A 22,416-nucleotide genomic window follows, 5' to 3' on the forward strand; every position below is an offset into this window, starting at 1 on the left:
TTTATTTTATTAATTTAACTTCTTCACCTTTTAAAATTTGATTCATGGTGTTCATAGCACACATTTTTCCGCACATAGAACAAGAATTAAGCTCTTCAGGCCTTCTTTCATTAAACATCTTTTTAGCCTTCTCTCCATCTATAGCAAACTTAAACATTTTCTCCCAATCAATATCTTGTCTTGCTTTACTCATAGCATCATCTCTTGCTCTTTCTTTTGGAAGTTTTGCTATATCTCCAGCATGAGCTGCTATTTTTGTAGCCACAATACCATCTCTTACATCGTTTATATCAGGCAATCTTAAATGTTCCGCAGGAGTTACATAACAAAGGATATCAGCTCCTGCTGCTGCTGCAACAGCACCACCTATTGCTCCACTTATATGATCATATCCTGCACCAATATCAGTAACCAAAGGTCCTAAAACATAAAAAGGGGCACCATTACAAATTCTCTTTTCAATTTGCATATTTGCTTCTATTTCATTTATAGCCATATGACCTGGTCCTTCTATCATAACTTGTATATCTTGTTCCCAAGCTCTTTTTGTAAGCAAAGATAATTCTATCAACTCAGCTATTTGAGCACTGTCACTTGCATCATGAGTACAACCTGGTCTTAAAGCATCTCCTAAAGATAAAGTTACATCAAATTCTTTACATATTGCCAATAAATCATCATAATACTCATAAAAAGGATTTTCACAATCATTCATTTGCATCCAAGCATAAAGTACAGATCCGCCTCTTGAAACAATATTCGTAATTCTATCGCACTCCTTAAATACTCTAGCTGCTCTGGAATTTATACCTGCGTGTATGGTCATAAAATCAACTCCACTTTTTGCATGATGATACACCACATCTAAAAAATCTTTAGCTTTAATATCTTTTAAATCTTTTTCTAAGAATCCAACCGCATCATAAACAGGCACTGTCCCTATCATAGCTTTTGAAGTTGCAATCAACTCATCTCTAAATTTACTTGTCTTGCCATAATTACTTAAATCCATTATAGCTTCTATATTAAATTTATGTGCCAAATCAACTTTTTGCATCTCCTCTGTGTAATCTATACAATCATTAGATACACCTAAATTTACATTCACTTTTGTTCTAAGACCGCATCCTATTCCATTAGGATCTAATGCCTTATGATTAATATTTGCTGGTATAATAATTTTACCGCTTGCTATATTTTCTATCAAAAAATTTTGATCAACTTGTTCTTTTTGTGCAACAATTTGCATTTGTTTTGTAAATACACCTTCTTTTGCGTACGTCATTTGAGTTTTCATATTGTTTATCCTTGAAAATAGTTTTTATGGATAAATGAAAGGGTAAAAAATAAGTAAAAAAAGCAGTTAATATAAATCTTCCCAACGCTAGCATTATCTAGTTCTGGTTCGGTCTAAGCTTTTAGCTTACTCTCAGCCTGTCACACAAGCTCCCGTCATTTAGGCAGTAAGTATAGCGTAAATTATAAAAAAATTTATTTCTTTTTAGTTTTATTTTTTGATTGTTTGCTAAATTGCAACAATTCCTCAGTAGTTTTTATATAAAATGGAATTTTTTTAATACAATAGATTAAAATTTCACTTGCAGCTAAAGCGTCATTCAAAGCTCTATGATGCTGATTTTGTATATTTAAAAATTCTTTTAATGTTTCAAGTCCGTACTTAGGACTATCGATACACTTCTTAGCAAGATCTATGGTACATAATCTTCTATTTAATAAAACACCAAAATCATTTTCTTGCATAACTTTTGATAAAAAATTATAGTCAAATCGAACATTATGCGCTACAAAAATAGAATCCTTTAAAAATAACCTAAAATTATTTAAAACAAATTTTAACGATGGAGCTTCTTTGCTCATATATTGAGTAATGCCTGTTAATTCTGTAATATTTTCTGGAATATTATCCACTTGAATTAAACTTTCAAAACGATCAATTTCTTTAAAATTTTGAATTTTAACAGCACCAATTTCTAAAATTTGTCCATTTTTAATACTTCCTGTGCTTTCAATATCCACTACACAAAAAATTTCATTTTTTATATCAGTATTTTTAGTTTTTAAACAAATTTGATTGTTTTTATTAATTTCAATACCAAGCCCTAAAAGCGAAAATGTATGCGAGTCAAAATCATAAGAAGAAAGTTCTTCTATATTCTTTATTTCATTAATAACCCAAGAAAATGATTTATTTTCTTTACTTAGTTTATTAATAAAATCATCAATTTGCTGTTGACTCAAAATTCACACTTTAATGAATTAATTGCAGTTTTATAATCTTGTGAAGAAAAAATATAATTCCCCGCTACTAAAATATCAGCACCAGCTTCATCTAAATCAGGCGCATTTAACCCATTTATGCCACCATCAACTTCTATAAAAACTTTAAGATTTTTTTTATCAATCATCTCTCTTAAAGTCCTAATTTTTTGATAAACTAAAGGTAAAAATTTCTGCCCTCCAAATCCAGGATTAACACTCATTAAAAGAACCATATCTACAAATTCTAAAAGATGCTCTATATTGGATACAGGAGTATGTGGATTCAAAACAATTGCAGGATGAATTCCATTTTTTTTCAAATCTTCACAAATTCTTATTGGATGTTTTTCTATTTCAACATGAAAACTTATAAATTTTGGCTTTAGCGGTTTGAAAAATTCTACAAATTTACTCACATCATTTACCATTAGATGTACATCTAAAGGAATTGGACTAATTTTACATATATTTTCTAAAACACAAGGTCCAAAAGTAAAATTTGGAACAAAATATCCATCCATTACATCAATATGTAACAAATCAGCTCCAGCTTCATGTATTTCTTTAATATCTTTTTCTAAATTTAAAAAATTTGCTGATAATAAACTAGGTGCTACATACATTAATATTCTCCAAATATTTATATACAAGTGGTTATTTTACCATACTTAATATCAATATTTTCTTTATTGTTTTTAGTATTTGATTTTTTTAAGTTTATTTTAGATACAATTTCAAGAATTATTTTATTTTAATCAAAGACGAGGAAATAGCAATGTCAAGAATATGTCAAATCACAGGAAAAGGACCTATGGTAGGCAATAACGTAAGTCACGCCAACAATAAAACAAAAAGAAGATTTTTGCCAAATTTAAGAACTATTCGTGTTACTCTAGAAGATGGTACAACGAGAAAAGTTAGGGTTGCAGCTTCTACTTTAAGAACTCTTAGAAAGCAAAATAATAAATAATTATAAAATCTAAACATAAAAGAGGAATTTACAAATGTCTTTTTTGAAAAAGCTCAAAAAATTCCTCAATTGGTCTTCTTCTCCCAAACCTGCAATCAGTCTCAATGATGAGTTATATGGACAGCTTAAATTTTTAAGAATTCCCCTTATAGCTATTGTTATTATTACTCTCATTGGTGCTTTTGGATATATGCTCACAAGTAATTTTAATCTCAATGATGCTATTTATCAAGCAGGAATGACTTTTACCACTTTAGGATATACAGAAGTAAATCCAATTTCGACAGCCGGTAGAATATTTACAGTTTTATATGTACTATCAACCTTTACAATTTTCACATTCTGCATGGGTTTAGTCATAGAAATAATAAAAAAAGGAACTTTACTAAAAATTATAAAGGAAAGAAGGATGTTACATAAAGTTGCAAGATTAAAAAATCACTTTGTGATATGTTATCACAACGATTTCACTATAGAATTAGCACAACAATTTAGAGAAAATCATATTCCTTTTGTTGTTGTCGATGAAATTCAAAATTTTGATGAAATATCTGAAAAATATCGCTACCCGTATTATATAGAAGCTGCACCACACACAAATCTTGCCTTTTTAAAATCAAATCTCTCTAGCGCCAAAGGAGTTATAACTCTTAGCCACAATATCGCAGACAACATTGCAATCATTGCCTCTGTAAGATTATTTGAAAAAGAACTACAAAGAATCAATCCTTATTTTATACTTGCTAGTTCAGCAAATGATGATGAAACACAAAAATTGAAAAAACTTGGAGCAAATTCTATTGTTTCAGCAACTAAACTTGTTGCTCAAAGATTAAGTGCTATGTCAGCAAGACCTGATATGGAAAATTTATTAGAAAACTACTTGTATAAAAAAAATAGCCCTATTGATTTAGAAGAAGTAAAAATCCCAGATGAATCATGGGTACGTTTTAAACGATTAAAAGAAATTCACTTAAGAGATATGGCAAATGTTAGCGTTGTTGGGATTTTAGAAAATAAAAAATTTACACCTATGCCAAAAGGTGATACTCTAATAGGTACTGGTTCAAAATTACTTTTAGTAGGTACAGCCGATAGTATCAAAATAGCAAAAAAAATTATTAAAAATAAACAAAAACCTGATGAATTAAAATACATTTAACTAAATTTAAAGTATAATTTGTAATTTATTTTAATATTAATCAAAAAAAGGAGAACTCATGCTACACGAATTTCGAGATTTAATCACTCAACTAAAAGGCAAAGATAAACATTTTGACAAGCTATTTGATGAACACAACGAACTCGATCATAAAATTAAAGATGCAGAAGAAGGTAGAATTCATCTAGACAATCTTGAAATTGCAAATCTTAAAAAAGAAAAATTAAAATTAAAAGATGAGTTGAATACTTATTTATCAAACTATCAAAAATAACTTTTAAGGAAAATTCATGTTTGGTAATAAACAAATACAAAATACAATCAAAGAATTAGAAAATAAAGTTAAATTTTTAGAAGAAGAGAATGCAAGATTAAATCTTGAAAAGCAAGAGTTGATAGCCAGTTGTGAAAAAAATGCCATAAGCAACAATAGTATTACCGCACTTGAAACAAAACTTTTAGACATGTTACTAAATGGAGTTTTAAAAGGTATATCCAATGTACAAGGTGATATGCAAGAGAATGTAAATAAGGCAGAAATTATTTCTCAATATTCTGATTCTTCTTTGCACGATATGCAAGAATTAAATTCTATTACACAATCAATTATTTCTTCACTTCAAAGTATTATTGATTCTGCAAATCAATCAAGGGACACAGCGGGAAATCTTCATCGTAGCGTTGATGAGATTACAAATGTAATCAATCTCATCAAAGATGTTTCTGATCAAACTAATCTTTTGGCGCTAAATGCTGCTATCGAAGCAGCACGTGCTGGAGAACATGGTAGAGGTTTTGCTGTTGTTGCAGATGAAGTTAGAAAACTTGCTGAAAAAACTCAAAAAGCAACTTCAGAAGTGGAGTTAAATATAAATTTATTAAAACAAAATGCAGATGAAATGTATAGTCAAAGTGAACAAGTAGAAAAAGTTTCTCTTGAATCAAATGAACATATTGTGAATTTTTCAAGTAAATTTACACAATTAATCTCCAATGCGAATTCAACTAGTAATTATGCCAAAAGCATCACCTCTGAAATTTTTATTTCACTTGCAAAATTAGATCATATAGCGTTTAAACTAAATGGTTATAATGAAATTATTCATCTTTCTGGTAAAGAATTATCCGATCATCTAAATTGTAGACTTGCAAAATGGATGATGGGAATAGGAAAAGAAAGATTTGCAAGCGGAAGATCTTTTGGAAAATTAAATATCCCACATCAAAAGGTTCATGAAAACATTAATCAAGCAATAAATTTAGCACATAATGAAAATACTGCAAATGAATTAGTGCAAAATCAAATTTTAGATAAATGTTTCAACGCAGAAAAAGCTTCTGAAGAACTATTTGAAATATTTAAAGAGATGCTAGAAGAAAGAGAAACTAATTTAGAAGAAGATACAGCAAAAGAAAACAATTAAGAGCAGAATTTTATCTGTTCTTAAACCATAAATATGCAAATTCAAGCAAAGGGCTTTTGGTAGGATTTAACTTATAAAATTGTTCATAAGCATTTCTTTGAACCTTAAGTATTTGAATATTTTCTCCATCAATTCCACCTCCGTATCCAACTTTATCATTTTCATCTATTTGTGCAAAATATAAAAATTGCCTACTCACACCGGAACCAAAACCAGTATAAAATTCTCCGATCAACTCTATGTTTTTAGGACTATATCCAACTTCTTCAATACATTCTTCTTTTGCAATTTGTTCTAAACTTAAATTTTTATCCACAAGACCTGAACAAAGTTCTATACTATATCCCATCTCATCTAAATTTATATTATTACGTTTTTGGTAATCCCACAATGGAATTCTAAATTGCTTTACAAATAAAAAAGCATCATCTTGAATATGATACAAAAAGATGGAAACACTATCCATAGCCTCTATGAAATCCCAAGTATAAATTTTATTATCCTTACCTTGATAAGAATATCTTTTTGGCTTAATATATTGTGATCTAGTAAACACCTCTTCTTTTAAATTTTTCATAATTAAAAACCTTAAAAATGTAATCTATCTTAATTATACTAAAAGAATATAAAACTGAAGTTGTAAAAAAACCGTCTCAAAAGACGGTTTAATAAAAAATGAAGAAAAAATAAGGAAAGGGGTGATGGATTACATCATTCCACCCATACCGCCCATTCCACCCATACCGCCCATATCTGGCATAGCAGCAGGTTTATCTTCTTTAATTTCACTAATAGTAGCTTCTGTAGTAAGTAACATACTAGCAACAGAAACTGCATTCAACAAGGCGATTCTTTCAACTTTAACAGGATCGATAATACCACTGTCTAACATATTAACATACTCACCTTTTGCAGCATCAAAACCTGTATTTTCTTCTTTGCTATTTTCCACAGTATTTACTACAACACCAGCATCAAAACCAGCATTTTCTGCAATTTGTCTTAAAGGTGCTCTTAAAGCTCTTTCTACGATTGCAGCACCAATTGCTTCATCACCTTGTAAATTTAAGCTAATTTTAGATTTTGCTTTAATTAAAGCAGCACCGCCACCAACAACAATTCCTTCCTCAACAGCAGCTTTTGTAGCACTCAATGCATCATCTACTCTATCTTTTTTCTCTTTCATCTCAGTTTCAGTAGCAGCACCAACCTTAATTACTGCCACTCCACCGCTAAGTTTTGCTAATCTTTCTTGCAATTTTTCTTTATCATAGTCACTTGTTGTTTCGGCAATTTGAGCTTTTATTTGTGTAATTCTAGCATCAATAGCTGATTTTTCTCCAGCACCATTTACAATAGTAGTATTGTCTTTATCAATAATTACACTAGAAGCTTGTCCAAGATCTTGAATATTAGCACTCTCTAGATTTCTTCCAAGTTCTTCAGAAATCACTTCACCGCCAGTTAATATAGCAATGTCTTCCAACATAGCTTTTCTTCTATCACCAAATCCTGGAGCTTTCACAGCAGAGATATTTAAAACACCTCTTAATTTATTTACAACTAAAGTTGCTAAAGCCTCACCTTCAATATCTTCAGCTATAATTAAAAGAGGTTTACCAGTTTTTTGAATTTGCTCTAAAATTGGTAACAAATCTTTCAAATTTGCAATTTTTTTGTCAAATAATAAAATAAATGGACTTTGTAATTCCACTGTCATTTTTTCAGTATTTGTAATGAAATATGGGCTTAAATAGCCTCTATCAAATTGCATACCTTCGACAACATTCAATTCATCATTAATTGATTTTGCTTCCTCAACAGTGATAACTCCATCTTTACCTACTTTTTCCATAGCATCAGCAATTAAATTTCCAATTTTTTCATCTGAATTTGCTGATATTGTTGCAACTTGAGCAATTTCTTTTTTATCTTTTACTTCACGAGACATTTTTTTAAGTTCAACTACAATAGCTTCGCAAGCTTTATCCATACCTCTTTTAACTTCAATAGGATTCGCACCAGCTGTAATGTTTCTTAAACCTTCTTTAAATATAGCGTGCGCTAATACAGTCGCAGTAGTAGTACCATCTCCTGCCTGATCAGCTGTTTTGCTAGCAACTTCTCTAACCAAGGAAGCACCCATATTCTCTAAAGAATCCTTTAACTCAACTTCTTTAGCTACACTAACACCATCTTTTGTGATAGACGGAGCACCAAAACTTTTTTGAATTAATACATTGCGACCTCTTGGTCCCATTGTAACTTTTACTGCATCATTTAATTTCTTAACACCTTCATAAAGTTTATTTCTTGCTTCATCTGAAAAAAATATTTCTTTTGCCATTTTAGTATCCTTTTATTTTAAAATTCCTAGTATATCATCAACATTTAAAACTAAATATTCTACATTATCTATTTTTATTTCCGTACCACCATATTTTGCAAACATTATAGTATCATTTACCTGCATTCCTTCTACTTCTTTGCTTATCGCAACAACTTCACCTTTTAGTGGCTTTTCTTTAGCATTATCTGGTATAATAATTCCCGAAGCAGTTGTAGTAGCTTCTTCTAAGCGTTTAACTAATACACGCTTTCCTAAAGGTTGAAAATTCATTTTTTTATCCTTTCAATAATGTGTTATTATTAGCACTCTTTATTTTTGAGTGATAAGATTATACACAAAATAAAGTAAACTGTCAATAAATTAAGTTATATATATCATATAAGTTTAGTCTAATAAACTAAATTTATATGATATATTAATATAAAGGTTATAAAATGAAAAAAATTACTTATACTTTTTTAGTAGTTATTTTTGTGTTGCTTACAAGCGGCTATATTTTGCTTTTTACAAGCATAGGAAATAATTTCTTAAAACCAAAAATAGAAGAAATTATCACACAAAAAAGTGGTATGAATATTCGCTTTGATAACTTTGAAATTCGCTTTTCTACTTTAGATATAAAAGCAAATTTAGATAATAAATTTTTTGTCAATATTGATGGAAAATTATCTCCTTTGAGCTTAGGCTTTGATTTAAATTATCTCATAGGATTACAAAAAAGTTATATTAAAGAATTAAAATTAAGCAATCAGCAAGATTTTACATTTAAAGGAAATATTGTTGGAAAAAGCAATGATTTTAATGTAAATGGAAATGGATTTTTATTTAATTCTAATCTTAGTTTAAAAGCTAATATTGTCGATTTTACGCCTTTAAATTTACAACTTTTAGGAAAAGAAATTGATATTGCACAGATTTTAGATTTTGCGAATTTACCAAGATATATACAAGGAAAAATAAATATTATCACTGATATTAGCGCTAAAGATTTAAAACCAAATGGAAATTCTTTGATTAATTTTTACACAAGCTCCGTTGATAGTACATTAATTCAAAAAGATTTTAACCTTAGTTTACCAAAAGAAAATTTCATAAAAGGTGAAATTAAATCCTCAATACAAAATGGCAATATTATTTCTAAAAGTGAAATTTTAAGTAATTTTTTTAAATTTTATACAAAACAAAGCGTTTATGAAATTCAAAACAATAAATTAAAATCTGATTTTGAAATATTTTTAGATGATTTTAATCAATTTTCAAATATTGCTAAAATAAAACTTCAAGGAAAAGGCAAAATCAATGGTGATTTAGAATTTACACAAAATCAATTACAAAAATTAAATGCTACTATTTATGGTTTTGGCGGGGAATTAAAAACTACATTATTAAATAATAACTTAAATATAAATACGACAACCATAGAAATCGCACAATTACTCAAAACTATCTCTATACCTGAAATTATAGATTCTAAATTACAATTGAATTTTAATGCTCAAGGTTTAGATTTTAAAAATTTTGATATGTTTGCAGAACTTAAAAATGCAAATATCAACACTAATGAATTTAAAAAAATCAATGGTTTAGATTTTCCAAAAACATCATTTAATCTACAAGCAAAAGCAAATGCAAAAAACTCTCTTATTAATTACGAAGCATTAATGGATTCAAATATAGCTAAAATATCAAATTTAAGTGGTTCTTATAATCTTGAAAATAAAAATTTAAATACAAATATAAATGCTTTTGTAGACAATCTTAATAAGCTAAAAGTTTTAACAAAACAAAATCTTAACGGACCTTTAAATATAGATGCTAAAATTGATTTAAAAGATAATATTATTAATAATCTTGATGCAAATATTAAAATTATGCAAGGATTAATCAATGCAAAATCTAACGGAAAAAGCTTGCAAGCAATTATAAACAATGTAAAATTAGAACAAATTTTTCCTTTAATAGGACAACAAACTTTAGCATACGGAGATATTGATGCCAAAGTAGAATTAAATTCTTTAGATATTAACAATCTAAATGGAAAATTTAATGCAAATATCAATTCATCATTTAATGAAATAGAACTTTCAAAGCTTCTTAATAAAAAATTTCCAAAAAACACTTCAGCAAAAGCAAATATAGAAGGGAAAATCAATAAATCTATTTTGGATTTTGATGCAAAAATACTTTCATCATTTGCTAATATTAACACCTTTAAGGGAAAATTTGATCTTAATAAAATTCTTCTACAAAGTACTTATGATATTTCACTCAATGATTTTTCAACTTTAGGCTTTTTAATAGATAGAAAATTAAAAGGAAAGGCAGATTTTAATGGTCAATTAAATTTTGAAAATAATTTAATTGATGCAAATATTATTAGTAAAAAAATTTTTGAAGGACAAATGGATGCAACCTTAAAAAATAATATACTTCAAGCAAATATCAAAAATGTTGATTTATCAAATTTAGCTCAAAGTTTAGATTTTCCAGACTATTATGAAGCAAAATCTGATGTAAAAGCAAATTATAATCTTTTAACAGAAAATGGAGAACTTTCGCTAGATCTTAAAAATGGAAAATTAAAAAAGAATTTAATGACAAATACACTAATGTTGTTATTACAAAAAGATATTACTGAAGATGTTTATCGTAGCGGAAACGCAAATGCTATTATTAATAAAAATCTTATTGATTTAAATCTTGATTTACTAGCTGATCGTAGCAAAATAAATATCGCAAAAGGTAAAATAAACACTCAAAATAGTGCTTTAAACATCCCATTTAATATAGAAATAGATAGAGCTAAATTTAAAGGAACAATCAATGGGACAACAGAAAATCCAAAAATTAAACTAGATACAAAAAGCACTTTGAACACAATCAAAAATATCATCACTGGAGAAAATCCAAAAGAAGAAAAAAATAAAAACAATAAAGGTATAAATCAACTTTTCAATAAAATATTCTAAGCTCCTAAAGAGCTTAGAATCATATTAAAATAAACCAAATTTTCCATCTTTTTTCTTAAATAAGACTCTCATTTTAGCATCCATATCATTAAATACTAAAAATATATCCTTGCTAGATTTAAGTTTTTTTAAAGCCTCATCAATCTCTAAAGGCTTATAAAGCTCTAACTCTGTAGGAATTATCTCGTCTTCATCAACAATACTCGGTAAAATAGTGTTTTCTTTTATTTCATCTTGGTGCTTATGAGTAGTATTTTTATCATGTAATCTTCTCAAAACTTTAGAAATTCTATCAACTGCTAAATCAATAGCAGCATATAAATCTTTATCTTTTTGTTTAACTACAACGGTATTAATTCCTGCTAAATTTATACTAAACTCAGCCCAAAATCCTTTTTTACCATGTCTTTCATCAGCACTAATCACACAACGAGCAGAAATCACATCAAGATTATATTTTGTTAAAGTTTCAAAACTTTTTTCTACATATTCTTTAATAGAATCTGTAAGCTCAAATTGCTTTCCAACTATACTTGTATTCATTATTTCTCCTTTTTTTGAAGTCAAATACATTATAGCACTTTAAAAGTAAAATATTAAACCATCGTCAAAGACTTTAATATCCCTTCTCCTTGAGTCGATATATTTTTACCCAAAAAGTATTTTTTGCAAAAAATTACAATCATTGCGTGAAAAATTTGATAAAGTTTATAAAGTTCATATTGTCTTCCTAATAATTTATTTAAATTATTTTGATTACTAGCTATATTCTGTATAAAAAATTCGTTTAAATCTTCATAATTATCTAATTCATAACCCAAATATCTTGAAATTTTGGCACTATAAGCATCCACTACTAAAACTTCACGCTTGCAAATATAATTTAAAATTCCATCAACACTCTCTTGACCTAAACCTTTAATATCCAAAAGCCATTCTCGACAAACTTCATTTTTAAATTCATCAAATGAAGCAAAATTATCAAATAAAGCTTGAATAAAATTTTTTATATACTTAGCTTTCGTATTATAAAAACCGCTCGGTTTTATTAACGAAGCAAAATTTTGCATTGAAATAACTTGAATATCTTCAAATTTAGTAATATTAGCACTTCTTAAATTTTCTAAGGCCTTAAGTACATTCTTCCAATTGGTATTTTGAGTTAAAATAACAGAAATTAAAATTTCAAATTCACTCAATTTATTATTTTCAAACCATTCAAATTCTTTAAATTCAATATCAGCTAAAATCAAAACTTTAAATATTTCATAACCATTCATGATTTTGTTCTTCTAAGATAAGTGAGTATCGTATCTAATATATCGTCATCATCTTTACTCTTTGCCTTGACAATTTCTTTATTATCATCATTTTTTACAAAACAAATATTTTGTTCAAAGTTACTGATTAATTTATAATCATCACTAGCTAAAATTTTTATTGTAATTAAATCTAAAAATTGTTTTGTATAAATATCTAATTTTCCAAAGCGATCAATCATTTCACTTTCTATTTCATATATTTCACTCACACTCGCACATTTACTAAGTCTTCTGTAAAGTTCTAATCTTAAACGATCCTCGTTGATATATTCACTATTAATAAAAGCATTGACATTTAGTTTTAAATCAATCTTGTTTTCTTTTATTGTCTCATTTTTGCTTAATTTATTGATTTCATCTTCAAGCATTTTAAGATATAAACTGTAACCAATTTGTTCAATATGACCACTTTGATCAACACCTAATAAATTACCTCCTCCACGAATTTCTAAATCATGATAAGCAAGTACAGAGCCTGAACCCAAATAAGAATTACTCTCTAAACTAGTTAATCTTTTTAAAGAATCTTTTGTAAGTTTTTCCTTATCTTCAATTAAAAAATAACAATATCCTTGTATAGAACTTCGTCCTACTCTACCTCTTAGTTGATGTAAATCAGCCATACCAAAACGATCTGAATTTTCAATTATAATAGTATTTACGTTTGGAAGATCAATACCACTTTCAACTATAGATGTACAAAGCAACAGGTCATATTCTTTATTCTCAAATCTAAGCATTTCTTCTTCAGTTGTTTTAGCATCAATCTTAGAATGTAATATTAAAATTTTCAAATGTGGAAATAATTCTAAAAGATATTTCTTACTCTCATTAATACTTGCAATATGATTGTGAATATAAAATATTTGACCCGCTCGTCTTAATTCCCTCGAAATGGCTTCCTTAACCAAAGCATCACTACTCTCTCTAACAAAAGTCCTCACATCTAAACGATCATCAGGTGGAGTTTGTAAAACACTGTAAGATTTTAAAGAACTCAATGCTTGATTTAAACTTCTTGGTATAGGTGTTGCAGACATTGAAAGAATATGCGAATTTTTACTAAATTCTTTTAATTTTTCTTTTTGCTTTACACCAAATTTATGCTCTTCATCAATCACAATCAAACCTAAATTTTCACATTCTATATTTAAAAGAGAATGAGTTCCAACAACTACACAAGGCTTTTTTTCTTTTAAAAATTCTAAAATTTGTTTTTTTTCTTTTGAATTAGTAAAACGATCAAGTTTAAAAACATTAATATTAAAACTAGTAAATCTACGCTTTAATGTCTTAAAATGTTGAGAAGAAAGTAAAGTTGTAGGTACAAAAAATAAAGCAGTAAAACCGCTTTTTACACAAGCAAATATAGCATTCATAGCAATTTCTGTCTTACCAAATCCAACATCCCCACTAAGCAATCTATCCATAACTTTAGAACTTTGAATATCTTGAAAGATTTCTTTACATACTTGCTCTTGATCCTTAGTATAAGCAAAACCTGCACTATTTATAAATTCATCTTGTAAATTTTCAGAAATATATAAATTTTTAGCTTTAATTAACGATCTTGCAGCAGCTAATGACACAATATTGGATGCAATAGCAAAAAGTTTTTCTTTAAGTTTTTCCTTAAGTTTTAAAAACGTTCCTTTGCCAAGCTTATCAAGCAAAGGAATACCACCACTAACACCTATATATTTATCTATCATATATAAATTTTCTACAGGTAAAAGCAATTTATCATTATTTAAATAGCCAAGTGCCACAAATTCTTTTTTTGCTCCAGCAATCACAATAATCTCAAGTCCTAAAAATTTAGCTACTCCATAATCTTCATGAACTATATAATCACCTACTCTAAGTTCATCTATAATCAAATTTGCTTTTTTAATTCTTTTATTTTTTTGCTTTTTATTCAAAGAAACAATTAATTTTTCTTTAGTAATTAAATTTAATCTCAAATCGCATATCTTTAGAGTAATATTTTGAGAATGCTCTATATTTAAAGCCCTAAATAAAACTTCATTCTTAGCCAGAACTATAATGTTTTTATCTTTATGAAAAGAAAAAAAATCTTGATTGTAGGTGCTTAATAAATTTTTACAATATTTAGCTTGAGGTAAAATATTTTGATTAATTTTACTAATATCCTCTTCAAAATCATTGCTTTGAAATTCTTTAACGCTTATAAAATTTAAATTTAAATAATCATAAAAATTATCAATACACCAAAAACCTAAAGAATTAACATCGCTAATAATGCTTTGACCTTGAAAATTTCTAATTTTTTCTTGCAAATTATTATATTGATCTTGATTTAAATTACTTAAAAAAGGACATATTTCTATACTAGAAAGTTCTTTAGGTATAGATTTTTGAGAATTAACATCAAAATATCTTATACTTTCTACTTCATCTGAAAAAAGTAAAATTCTAAATGGCTGATCTTCATTTATAGCAAAAATATCAATTATCTCTCCACGGATAGAAATTTCTCCTTTATCTTGAACAATATCTACAAATTCATATCCGCTATGCAGCATTTCCTCTTTAAATTTTTCTAATTTAATTGATGAATTGCTTTTTAGAATAATATTTTGTAAATTATTTTTTCCTGGTAATTTCTGTAGTATAGTTCTTATAGGAGAAATTAAAATTTTACTTTGTGCTTCTTTGTGATAAGCATTTAAAACTTTACAAATTTCAAATAACTCTTTTGAAAAAGAACGCAAATCGCTTCCAAATTGCGCTCTAAAATCTGGTAAAACATAAGTTTTAAAACCCAAATACAAACAAACTTGAGCTAAATCATCAGCCTCTTTATCATCCTCGCAAATTATTAACTCAGTTTGTATATCTTGCAAATACTCATATAATCTAGCTTGCATCTTGATTTGTTTCTTCTACACTATCTAATACAGCCACCTCTTCATCTTTTTCTACAATTTTACTGCTTCCATTAAATTTACCACCGTTTTCTATACTAAGCTGTTTTACGACAATATTTCCATTCAAAACACCACCAGATAAAATTTCAAGAGAATCTACGCTCATTTCTCCTTCGAAAATACCGTTAATAACTATTTTATCAGCCTTAACCTGTCCCTTTAAAACACCACTTTTACCTATTACTATAACACTTGAAGAAATTATATCTCCAGTAATTTCTCCATCTAGATGAAGCATAGAATTAAAATAAAAACTGCCCTCTATTTTTGCGCCGCTTGAAATGACTGTAGTTTCGGATACTGAAGCAATAGAGCCTTTATTAAAGATTGCCATGGAACTCTCCTTTCTTGATCAAAAATTTGTTCATAGTTTTTATGATTTAAATTGATAAAAATCATAGGATCTAAAAGTTTATTAATAAATCGAACTTCATAATGTAAATGTGGACCTGTAGAAAGTCCTGTACTACCTGTATAGCCTAATAATTGACCTTTTTTTACAAATTCTCCTGCCTTAACAACATCTTGACGAGTCATATGAGCATAAACTGTTTTAAAACCAAAATTATGAATTAAAATCACAGAATAACCATATCCATTATTACTGTATGCAGCATATTCAACAACTCCATTTGCAGGAGCATAAATTGGAGTTTTTAAAGGCGCCCTTAAATCAATACCTGGATGAAACTCTTTTTTATTTAATATAGGATGATGACGCCAACCAAATTCTCCAGTGATACCATTATCTGCTATTACATGACCATTAGGAATTTGAGTCAAAAACAAATATGCTTGGTCGTTTGTCAATTTTACTTTTTCTAATCTTTCAGGTATATCTAAACTTTCATCTTGTTTTAAACCAAGATTTTCTTCAATATCAGCAAGTTGAGTTTGAAGTTCATCATATAAAGCGGCTTTTTCTTCTAAATTTTTTTGCATACTTTCATTTTGAGAAAAAAGTTTGGTATTTTTTACACTCAAACTCTCTTGATCTTTCAAAAGCTCTGCTCTTTTAGTTGCCAAATAATTAATATATAAAGCACCTAAAACTATAACTATAAAAACAAAAGAAGTAAAATAAATAATCACTTTTTTAATAATTTGACTTAATAAAAAATGTCTAGAACCATTAACATCTGTTATAGTAAGTGTAAATTTATCTTTCACAATACCCTCTTAAAAATTTTTCAACCAAAACAAAAGAACCAAAAACTAAATATAAATTCTCTTTTTGTATAGAATAAAATGTTTTATATTTAATATCTAACTCTTCTAAGCATCTTATTAACTCTTCACCAGCTAAAGCTCTGTCTTCACACTGATAATTATAAATTTCAACCATTTCAATAATAGGTTTTAGTATTCTTAAAATATTACGAAAATCTTTATCTAAAAAGCAATTATAAACTAAATGAACTTTTTTTTCCTTAAAAATTGAAACTAAAATTGAAGCTGCCATTTCATTATGACCAACATCAACAAAAAGATTACGAGAAATTTGTTCGCATCTACCCCTTAAATCCAATCTTGGAAGCTTACTAAGACTTTCAATCAAATTATTTTTATTTTTGTTCAAAATTAACATAAAACTTTCTAATGCAAGTAAAAGATTATTTTTTAAAAATATAGCCAAATGATACTTTTCAATATACTCTTGAGCAAAAAATTCAATCTTTTTATCTCTGCAAAGTGTGGATATCCAAAGTGTAGATTTTTTTAAAAGAGCAATATGCTTAGCTAATTTTAAAACCTCTATTTCTTGTTCATTAGAAATAATCGCTTTAGATTTCATAGCTTTTAATTTAGCTCTTGCAATCTTTTTAAGGGAATCTCCTAACATTTCTTGATGATCAAAACCAATTTTAGTAAAAACATTAAAATCTCTATCAAAAACACTTGTAGCGTCATATTCTCCACCAACTCCAGCTTCAAATATTACATAATCACATTTTTCAAATACCACTAGCGCTAAAAAAGTAGCGTATTCAAAATAACTAAGCTTTTGTAAATCATGAGCTAGAATTTGCTCTAATTTTTTATGTGCTTTTTCTAAAGTTTCATCATCTAAAATAACTCCATTTAACCAAAATCTTTCATTGAAAGTAAAAATATGAGGACTAGTGTAATGACCTACACTAAAACCTTCTTGTTGTAAAAGCATAGCCAAAAATCTTCCTGTACTACCTTTTCCATTAGTTCCTATAATCTGAATATTTTTCGTCTTTGCAAATTGATCTTTATATTTTTCATACATAGAAAACATAAAAAATCTATTGATTTTTTTATAAAACATAGTTTTTTCTGCAAGAATATTTTTAAATTTCATTTTACACTTTTATCTATAAGTTCTTTTAAAATATCGCCACCCGTAAAACTATTTTTTTCCATATACGATACTGATAATTTTAATTTTACAATTTCATCTTTATAGATGAATTTATAATCTTCAATAAGCTTTAATACTTTTTCAGTAAAAGCTTGCGCATATTCTAAATTCTTACCTGGCAAAATAACAAGATAAGAATTTTCATCTAAAATCCAAATTTCTTCAGTATTTTTACAAGAATCTTTCAAAACTTTTTTGAATTTTTCTTCAATAGTTTTATAACTATCAATTCCATATGTATTAATCACATGCTCTATATTATTTATTTTAAAAAAGCATAAAGCGTAATTCACAGAGTAAAGATGATAGTTTTCATCAAGTTTTTTTAATTCTTGAGCTAAATTCCATTGCTCCCTTTGTTCATCATCGCTAGTTGCATGAATTTGTGTTTTAATTTGCGCAAGTTGTTCATTAGCATATAACAATTTATCTTTTAAAATGTCAAAATTAATTTGCACATTCCCATTTTCATCTTTTACCAAAGTATCTATGAATTTTACATCCTCTTGATTGTGATCATAAAGTTCAGATACCATTTCATTCAAACTTTCCAAGTGTTTATGAAAAAAAGAAAGATTTTTTTGTATATAATATCTATCTATAACTTCTTTTTTTTGTATCATTAGACAAAAATCACGAGTAAATTCTTTTCTTGCTATCATTCTTGGATTTTCTTTTAATTGTTCTTTAAATTGCTCTATTTCTTGACTCTTTCCAAATAAAGGATCTAAAGTACAAAGTAAAATTTCTGCTTGCTTTTCATAAGAACGTTCTTTTAACATGAAAATAAGTTTTTCTATTAAAAAATAAAAGTCAGAAAAACCTCTTATATTAAATTCTTCTAATTTTTTTAAAAGCTCGTCATCTTCGTAACTTTTTTCAAGATCTTTCCATTTTGCCCTTAAAAGATAAATAGTTTCAATATCCATCACTTGTGATAATCTATGTAATGAAGCTTGAGCTAATTCTTTTATTTTCTTATCTTTACTTATGCTAAGTTGATAAATAACCAATTCCAATAAAGCATAAACATCTTCATATTTTTTACTAGTTTGTCGATTAAGTCTCGAAACTAAAAAAACTAAAAATTCATCAATAGTATGTATACTTTTTCTTTTTAATTCCTGTTTATAAATTTCATCTAAAAGATTGATATACTTTTCAATTTTAACCTTATTAGAGCTTGAAATACCAAATTTTTTTGCACATTCTTCAAAAATTTCACTATAATTTTCAGGTGTTGGATGAAGTTTTCTTTCCTTTAATTTTATTAAAGTTTCTTTTGCAATTTCATTTATATGACTTGCCATTATTTATAACCTCTAATAGCAATAATAGAGACAAATTCATCAAAAGCTTGGCTTGAAGCATTTTTAATTGCTTCAAATCTTGCTTTATCACTTATGATCGAATTGGGATTAATATCAAAATAATAACTACCTTTAGTATTTACAAGTTCTTCTTTTCCATTTTGATAACGCAATTTAAATTCCAAAAATAATTCCGCTTTATAATTTACAACATAACCATTCTTATCATAAATCATTGGAGTATATTTTAAATCTTTCATTGTAACAATAATTATACTATCAGCATTATTTTCACTAGTAATATTTCTACCAAGCTTATTTAACATAGCTTCTCTTAAAATATCAGTAATAAATACGCTATTTTGTGGATCTTGTTTACTTATATTAATTCTTAAAAAAACATTTTCTCCTAATACTTTTCCAGCCATATGCGAAGAAGGTATATATCCGCAAGATACTAAAAAAATAATCAAAAATGTAAAAATTATTTTTTTCATTTAACAACCAAATTTACAAGTTTTTTATCAATATAAATTTCTTTAATTAATTCTTTATCAACAATCCATTTTGCCACATTTTCTTTGGCTAAAATCAAAATTTCATCTTTGTTTGTATCAGATGAGATTTCTATTTCTCCACGTTTTTTTCCATTAACACTGATTGCGATAACAAAACTATCTTTGATAAACACCTCTTCTTTAATTTCCAAAATTTTAAAATTTTCACACTTAAACAAATATTCACTCAATTCAAAACAAACATGAGGAATTATAGGTTCTAAAATATTTAAAATGATATAGAATGCTTCTTTTAAAATCTTCTCATTATTTATGGTGCTTAAAGCATTTAAAGCTTCCATGCATGAAGCAATTAAAGTATTAAAAGCAAAAGTTTCTTCATATACTTCAAAAGATTTTTTTAAAGCCTCATAAATTTTTAATCTCGCATATTTTTCATCTTTGCTTAATTTACTATGATCAATTTGTTCTAAAGAAGCAGGTTGTAATTTTATCGCTCTTTCATACAACCTATTAATAAATTTAAAAGCTCCTTCTAGTGCATTATCATTCCATTCTAGTTCTTTAGCAGGAGGTGCTGCAAAAAGTATAAATAACCTAGCACTATCAGCCCCATATTTTTCTATAATATAATCAGGATCAATAACATTACCTTTAGATTTGCTCATTTTAAAGCCATCTTTGGTAACCATTCCTTGAGTTAAAAGTCTTTCAAAAGGTTCACTATCTTTTAGATATCCTAAATCTCTCAACGCTTTTTGAAAAAATCTAGCATAAAGCAAATGCAAGATTGCGTGTTCAATACCCCCAATATACTCATCCACGTTCATCCAATAATCAACACTTTTTTCACTGACAGCTTGCTTTTCCCAAGTAGAATTATCACTTGCAAAACGTACAAAATACCAAGAACTTTCAAAAAAAGTATCTAAAGTATCACTCTCTTTTTGAGCTTGTTGACCACATTTTGGACAAATACATTCTTTCCACTCTTTATGTTTATCCAAAGGATTACCTTCTCCATTAATCACTACATCTTCAGGTAAGGTTATAGGTAGATTTTCGATTTTTTGAGGTACCAAACCGCAACTATGACATTTAATCATAGGTATAGGTGCACCCCAGTATCTTTGTCTTGAAACACCCCAATCTCGAATTTTAAAATTAGTTATTTTTTTACCAATACCTAACTCTTCAATTTTTGAAATTATTTTCTCTCTTCCTTCATCGCATTCTAATCCACTAAATTCAGCACTGTTTATTAATTTACCTTCTTTAATAAAATAATATTCTTGATCGCTTTGATCTTTTTCAATTACTTTTTTTATAGCAATATTATATTCTTTTGCAAATTCATAATCTCTTTCATCGTGGGCTGGAACACCCATAATGGCTCCACTACCGTAATCTCCTAATACAAAATTTGCAACCCATAGTGGAATTTTTTCTTGACTTAAAGGATGTATAGCATAAAGATTTAAAAAATATCCTTTTTTTTTAGATGCTTGCCTTTGGCGAGGACTTTGGTTTTGTATATTTTGAATTTTATCTATTATATCTTGCTTTAAAAGTCTTTTAGAAATTAATTCATTTACAATTTTATGATCAGGAGCTAAAGCGATATAAGAAACCCCGTATATTGTTTCTGCTCTAGTGGTAAAGACATTAATTTTTTCAGCTTTTATATTTTCATTTTTATCCAAAGCAAAATCGAAACTAAGACCAATACTTTTTCCTATCCAATTTTCTTGCATTGTTAAAACTTGATTAGGCCACTTACCTTCTAATTTTTTCAAATCTTGCAATAATTCTTCGGCATATGCGGTGATTTTAATGTAATACCCAGGCATTTTTTTTCTAATAACATCATGACCACAACGCCAACATTTGCCATCTTCTACTTGTTCATTTGCCAAAACTGTTTTATCATAATCACACCAATTTACTTCAGCTTCTTTTGTATAGATAAGACCTTTTTCATACATTTTAATAAAAATTTCTTGTTCAAATTTAGTATATAAAGGATCTGAAGTTGCAAACATTTGTTTTTTCGAAAATGAAAAACCTAAAGAAAATAATTCATTCTTCATATAATCAATATTCTCATAAGTCCATTTTTTCGGATGAATACCATGTTTTATAGCAGCATTTTCAGCAGGCATACCAAAACTATCAAAACCTATTGGATGTAAAACATTAAAACCTTTTTTTCTGTAATACCTTGCAATTGCATCACCTATAGAATAATTTCTAACATGTCCCATATGAATTCTACCACTAGGATAAGGAAACATTGACAAAACATATTTTTTTGGCAAAGAATAATCATTTTTTGGTTCAAAATAATTATTTTCTTGCCACTTCTCTTGCCATTTTTTTTCTATTCGTGCTGCTTCATATGCCATTATTTATCACTCCTAATTATTAATTATCATCCTCTGTATTTTTTACTGAATCAACTATTACTAAAATCATTGAAAATATATTAGCTATCAGTGCTCCTATAGCTAAAGTATAAACCATTATAATTGCTCCTGGATTAATTTGCATTAGTGCAAATGCAGGTATTAAATGTAAATCTGCAACTAAAGAACTGGCAAATAACTCTGCTGCTAAAAAATTTCTAACACCTATTTTTAACAATGTAGAAATTAAATTTACACAAGCTGCTACAAATAAAGCAACTTCATTTTGTTCATACAAAAAACCTGCTATGGTAGTTAAACTCATAAGAGCAAAAAAGATATATATAACTTTACCCCAATTCATTT

At 27.6% G+C, this 22,416-nt stretch carries 21 protein-coding genes, 1 pseudogene and 1 riboswitch; of the genes and pseudogenes, 6 read left to right on the top strand and 16 right to left on the bottom strand.

Features of this window, described 5'->3' with window-relative positions:
- Position 1: 1 nt before the first annotated feature.
- The 3 genes from thiC to rpe all read right to left on the bottom strand — a co-directional run bounded on the left by thiC (position 2) and on the right by rpe (position 2,903).
- Positions 2 to 1,297: a phosphomethylpyrimidine synthase ThiC gene (gene thiC, locus CINS_RS04920; protein WP_039650356.1), complete on the bottom strand. Its 1,296-nt coding sequence runs from the start codon at positions 1,295 to 1,297 to the stop codon at positions 2 to 4.
- Between the two features lie 61 nt (positions 1,298 to 1,358).
- A riboswitch (TPP riboswitch) is annotated at positions 1,359 to 1,463 on the bottom strand.
- 28 nt (positions 1,464 to 1,491) lie between these two features.
- Complete coding sequence (locus CINS_RS04925) at positions 1,492 to 2,259, bottom strand: 3'-5' exonuclease (RefSeq protein WP_039650357.1); 768 nt, start codon at positions 2,257 to 2,259, stop codon at positions 1,492 to 1,494.
- Positions 2,256 to 2,903 (bottom strand): ribulose-phosphate 3-epimerase, encoded by a 648-nt coding sequence (gene rpe, locus CINS_RS04930; protein ID WP_039650358.1) that lies wholly within the window; start codon positions 2,901 to 2,903, stop codon positions 2,256 to 2,258. Before rpe ends, CINS_RS04925 begins: the two co-directional genes overlap by 4 nt.
- A 152-nt stretch (positions 2,904 to 3,055) precedes the next feature.
- Here rpe and rpmB point away from each other — a divergent pair, with 152 nt between their 5' ends.
- The 5 genes and pseudogenes from rpmB (at position 3,056) to CINS_RS08065 (ending at position 5,836) form a co-directional block, all read left to right on the top strand.
- Positions 3,056 to 3,250, top strand: coding sequence for a 50S ribosomal protein L28 (rpmB, locus tag CINS_RS04935; RefSeq protein ID WP_039650359.1), 195 nt, complete (start codon positions 3,056 to 3,058; stop codon positions 3,248 to 3,250).
- Between the two features lie 34 nt (positions 3,251 to 3,284).
- Positions 3,285 to 4,412, top strand: a complete 1,128-nt coding sequence (locus tag CINS_RS04940) for a potassium channel family protein (protein ID WP_039650360.1) — start codon at positions 3,285 to 3,287, stop codon at positions 4,410 to 4,412.
- 58 nt (positions 4,413 to 4,470) lie between these two features.
- Positions 4,471 to 4,686, top strand: a complete 216-nt coding sequence (locus CINS_RS04945; RefSeq protein ID WP_039650361.1) for an HP1242/YdcH family protein — start codon at positions 4,471 to 4,473, stop codon at positions 4,684 to 4,686.
- 409 nt (positions 4,687 to 5,095) lie between these two features.
- Positions 5,096 to 5,380 (top strand): annotated as a pseudogene (locus CINS_RS08060) (methyl-accepting chemotaxis protein); the annotation flags it as partial.
- Complete coding sequence (locus CINS_RS08065; RefSeq protein ID WP_373274099.1) at positions 5,369 to 5,836, top strand: CZB domain-containing protein; 468 nt, start codon at positions 5,369 to 5,371, stop codon at positions 5,834 to 5,836. The pseudogene CINS_RS08060 and the gene CINS_RS08065, both read left to right, overlap by 12 nt.
- Positions 5,837 to 5,846: 10 nt before the next feature.
- Here the strand turns inward: CINS_RS08065 and CINS_RS04955 are convergent, their stop codons facing one another.
- The 3 genes from CINS_RS04955 to groES all read right to left on the bottom strand — a co-directional run bounded on the left by CINS_RS04955 (position 5,847) and on the right by groES (position 8,456).
- Positions 5,847 to 6,413 carry a nudix-type nucleoside diphosphatase gene (locus tag CINS_RS04955; RefSeq protein WP_039650363.1) on the bottom strand — a complete coding sequence of 189 codons (567 nt, stop codon included), beginning with the start codon at positions 6,411 to 6,413 and terminating at the stop codon, positions 5,847 to 5,849.
- A 129-nt stretch (positions 6,414 to 6,542) separates the two neighbouring features.
- The gene (groL, locus tag CINS_RS04960; protein WP_039650365.1) at positions 6,543 to 8,183 is read right to left on the bottom strand and encodes a chaperonin GroEL; all 1,641 of its coding nucleotides are present in this window, start codon (positions 8,181 to 8,183) and stop codon (positions 6,543 to 6,545) included.
- A gap of 12 nt (positions 8,184 to 8,195) precedes the next feature.
- Entirely contained in the window at positions 8,196 to 8,456 is a 261-nt protein-coding gene (groES, locus tag CINS_RS04965) for a co-chaperone GroES (RefSeq protein WP_039650367.1), read from the bottom strand.
- Positions 8,457 to 8,620: 164 nt separating this feature from the next.
- On the opposite strand from groES, the gene CINS_RS04970 reads away from it, so the two are divergent.
- Positions 8,621 to 11,155: an RNA polymerase beta'' subunit family protein gene (locus tag CINS_RS04970; protein WP_039650369.1), complete on the top strand. Its 2,535-nt coding sequence runs from the start codon at positions 8,621 to 8,623 to the stop codon at positions 11,153 to 11,155.
- A 24-nt stretch (positions 11,156 to 11,179) separates the two neighbouring features.
- Here CINS_RS04970 and hpf read toward each other — a convergent pair whose 3' ends face one another.
- The 10 genes from hpf to CINS_RS05020 are packed head-to-tail and all read right to left on the bottom strand — an operon-like array spanning position 11,180 to position 22,414.
- Positions 11,180 to 11,698 carry a ribosome hibernation-promoting factor, HPF/YfiA family gene (gene hpf, locus CINS_RS04975; protein WP_039650372.1) on the bottom strand — a complete coding sequence of 173 codons (519 nt, stop codon included), beginning with the start codon at positions 11,696 to 11,698 and terminating at the stop codon, positions 11,180 to 11,182.
- Positions 11,699 to 11,751: 53 nt separating this feature from the next.
- A complete protein-coding gene (locus tag CINS_RS04980) occupies positions 11,752 to 12,435 on the bottom strand; it encodes a 3-methyladenine DNA glycosylase (RefSeq protein ID WP_039650374.1) in 684 nt (227 codons plus the stop codon).
- On the bottom strand, positions 12,432 to 15,368 hold the full coding sequence (locus CINS_RS04985; protein ID WP_039650376.1) for a transcription-repair coupling factor: 2,937 nt from the start codon (positions 15,366 to 15,368) through the stop codon (positions 12,432 to 12,434). Before CINS_RS04985 ends, CINS_RS04980 begins: the two co-directional genes overlap by 4 nt.
- Positions 15,358 to 15,762: a bactofilin family protein gene (locus CINS_RS04990; RefSeq protein WP_039650378.1), complete on the bottom strand. Its 405-nt coding sequence runs from the start codon at positions 15,760 to 15,762 to the stop codon at positions 15,358 to 15,360. Before CINS_RS04990 ends, CINS_RS04985 begins: the two co-directional genes overlap by 11 nt.
- Positions 15,690 to 16,601, bottom strand: a complete 912-nt coding sequence (locus CINS_RS04995) for a zinc metallopeptidase, M23 family (protein WP_052251978.1) — start codon at positions 16,599 to 16,601, stop codon at positions 15,690 to 15,692. The genes CINS_RS04990 and CINS_RS04995 overlap by 73 nt, the downstream gene beginning before the upstream one ends.
- Positions 16,588 to 17,757 carry a bifunctional tetrahydrofolate synthase/dihydrofolate synthase gene (locus CINS_RS05000; protein WP_039650382.1) on the bottom strand — a complete coding sequence of 390 codons (1,170 nt, stop codon included), beginning with the start codon at positions 17,755 to 17,757 and terminating at the stop codon, positions 16,588 to 16,590. Before CINS_RS05000 ends, CINS_RS04995 begins: the two co-directional genes overlap by 14 nt.
- Entirely contained in the window at positions 17,754 to 19,127 is a 1,374-nt protein-coding gene (locus tag CINS_RS05005; RefSeq protein WP_039650384.1) for a hypothetical protein, read from the bottom strand. Before CINS_RS05005 ends, CINS_RS05000 begins: the two co-directional genes overlap by 4 nt.
- Entirely contained in the window at positions 19,127 to 19,624 is a 498-nt protein-coding gene (lptE, locus tag CINS_RS05010) for an LPS assembly lipoprotein LptE (protein WP_039650386.1), read from the bottom strand. The genes CINS_RS05005 and lptE overlap by 1 nt, the downstream gene beginning before the upstream one ends.
- On the bottom strand, positions 19,621 to 22,050 hold the full coding sequence (leuS, locus tag CINS_RS05015) for a leucine--tRNA ligase (RefSeq protein WP_039650388.1): 2,430 nt from the start codon (positions 22,048 to 22,050) through the stop codon (positions 19,621 to 19,623). Before leuS ends, lptE begins: the two co-directional genes overlap by 4 nt.
- Before the next feature lie 19 nt (positions 22,051 to 22,069).
- Positions 22,070 to 22,414, bottom strand: coding sequence for a DUF6394 family protein (locus CINS_RS05020; protein ID WP_039650390.1), 345 nt, complete (start codon positions 22,412 to 22,414; stop codon positions 22,070 to 22,072).
- Between the last annotated feature and the right edge of the window lie 2 nt (positions 22,415 to 22,416).

It is taken from the genome of Campylobacter insulaenigrae NCTC 12927, assembly GCF_000816185.1.
GTDB lineage: Bacteria > Campylobacterota > Campylobacteria > Campylobacterales > Campylobacteraceae > Campylobacter_D > Campylobacter_D insulaenigrae.

Bases quoted from the DNA above. Each gene is read 5' to 3' on its own strand.
- CINS_RS04985 (WP_039650376.1), bottom strand. From the start codon at position 15,368: ATGCAAGCTAGATTATATGAGTATTTGCAAGATATACAAACTGAGTTA.
- CINS_RS04970 (WP_039650369.1), top strand. From the start codon at position 8,621: ATGAAAAAAATTACTTATACTTTTTTAGTAGTTATTTTTGTGTTGCTT.
- thiC (WP_039650356.1), bottom strand. From the start codon at position 1,297: ATGAAAACTCAAATGACGTACGCAAAAGAAGGTGTATTTACAAAACAA.
- groES (WP_039650367.1), bottom strand. From the start codon at position 8,456: ATGAATTTTCAACCTTTAGGAAAGCGTGTATTAGTTAAACGCTTAGAA.
- CINS_RS04955 (WP_039650363.1), bottom strand. From the start codon at position 6,413: ATGAAAAATTTAAAAGAAGAGGTGTTTACTAGATCACAATATATTAAG.
- CINS_RS05005 (WP_039650384.1), bottom strand. From the start codon at position 19,127: ATGGCAAGTCATATAAATGAAATTGCAAAAGAAACTTTAATAAAATTA.
- CINS_RS04980 (WP_039650374.1), bottom strand. From the start codon at position 12,435: ATGAATGGTTATGAAATATTTAAAGTTTTGATTTTAGCTGATATTGAA.
- leuS (WP_039650388.1), bottom strand. From the start codon at position 22,050: ATGGCATATGAAGCAGCACGAATAGAAAAAAAATGGCAAGAGAAGTGG.
- CINS_RS05020 (WP_039650390.1), bottom strand. From the start codon at position 22,414: ATGAATTGGGGTAAAGTTATATATATCTTTTTTGCTCTTATGAGTTTA.
- hpf (WP_039650372.1), bottom strand. From the start codon at position 11,698: ATGAATACAAGTATAGTTGGAAAGCAATTTGAGCTTACAGATTCTATT.
- lptE (WP_039650386.1), bottom strand. From the start codon at position 19,624: ATGAAAAAAATAATTTTTACATTTTTGATTATTTTTTTAGTATCTTGC.
- CINS_RS05000 (WP_039650382.1), bottom strand. From the start codon at position 17,757: ATGAAATTTAAAAATATTCTTGCAGAAAAAACTATGTTTTATAAAAAA.
- groL (WP_039650365.1), bottom strand. From the start codon at position 8,183: ATGGCAAAAGAAATATTTTTTTCAGATGAAGCAAGAAATAAACTTTAT.
- rpe (WP_039650358.1), bottom strand. From the start codon at position 2,903: ATGTATGTAGCACCTAGTTTATTATCAGCAAATTTTTTAAATTTAGAA.
- CINS_RS04940 (WP_039650360.1), top strand. From the start codon at position 3,285: ATGTCTTTTTTGAAAAAGCTCAAAAAATTCCTCAATTGGTCTTCTTCT.
- rpmB (WP_039650359.1), top strand. From the start codon at position 3,056: ATGTCAAGAATATGTCAAATCACAGGAAAAGGACCTATGGTAGGCAAT.
- CINS_RS04990 (WP_039650378.1), bottom strand. From the start codon at position 15,762: ATGGCAATCTTTAATAAAGGCTCTATTGCTTCAGTATCCGAAACTACA.
- CINS_RS04945 (WP_039650361.1), top strand. From the start codon at position 4,471: ATGCTACACGAATTTCGAGATTTAATCACTCAACTAAAAGGCAAAGAT.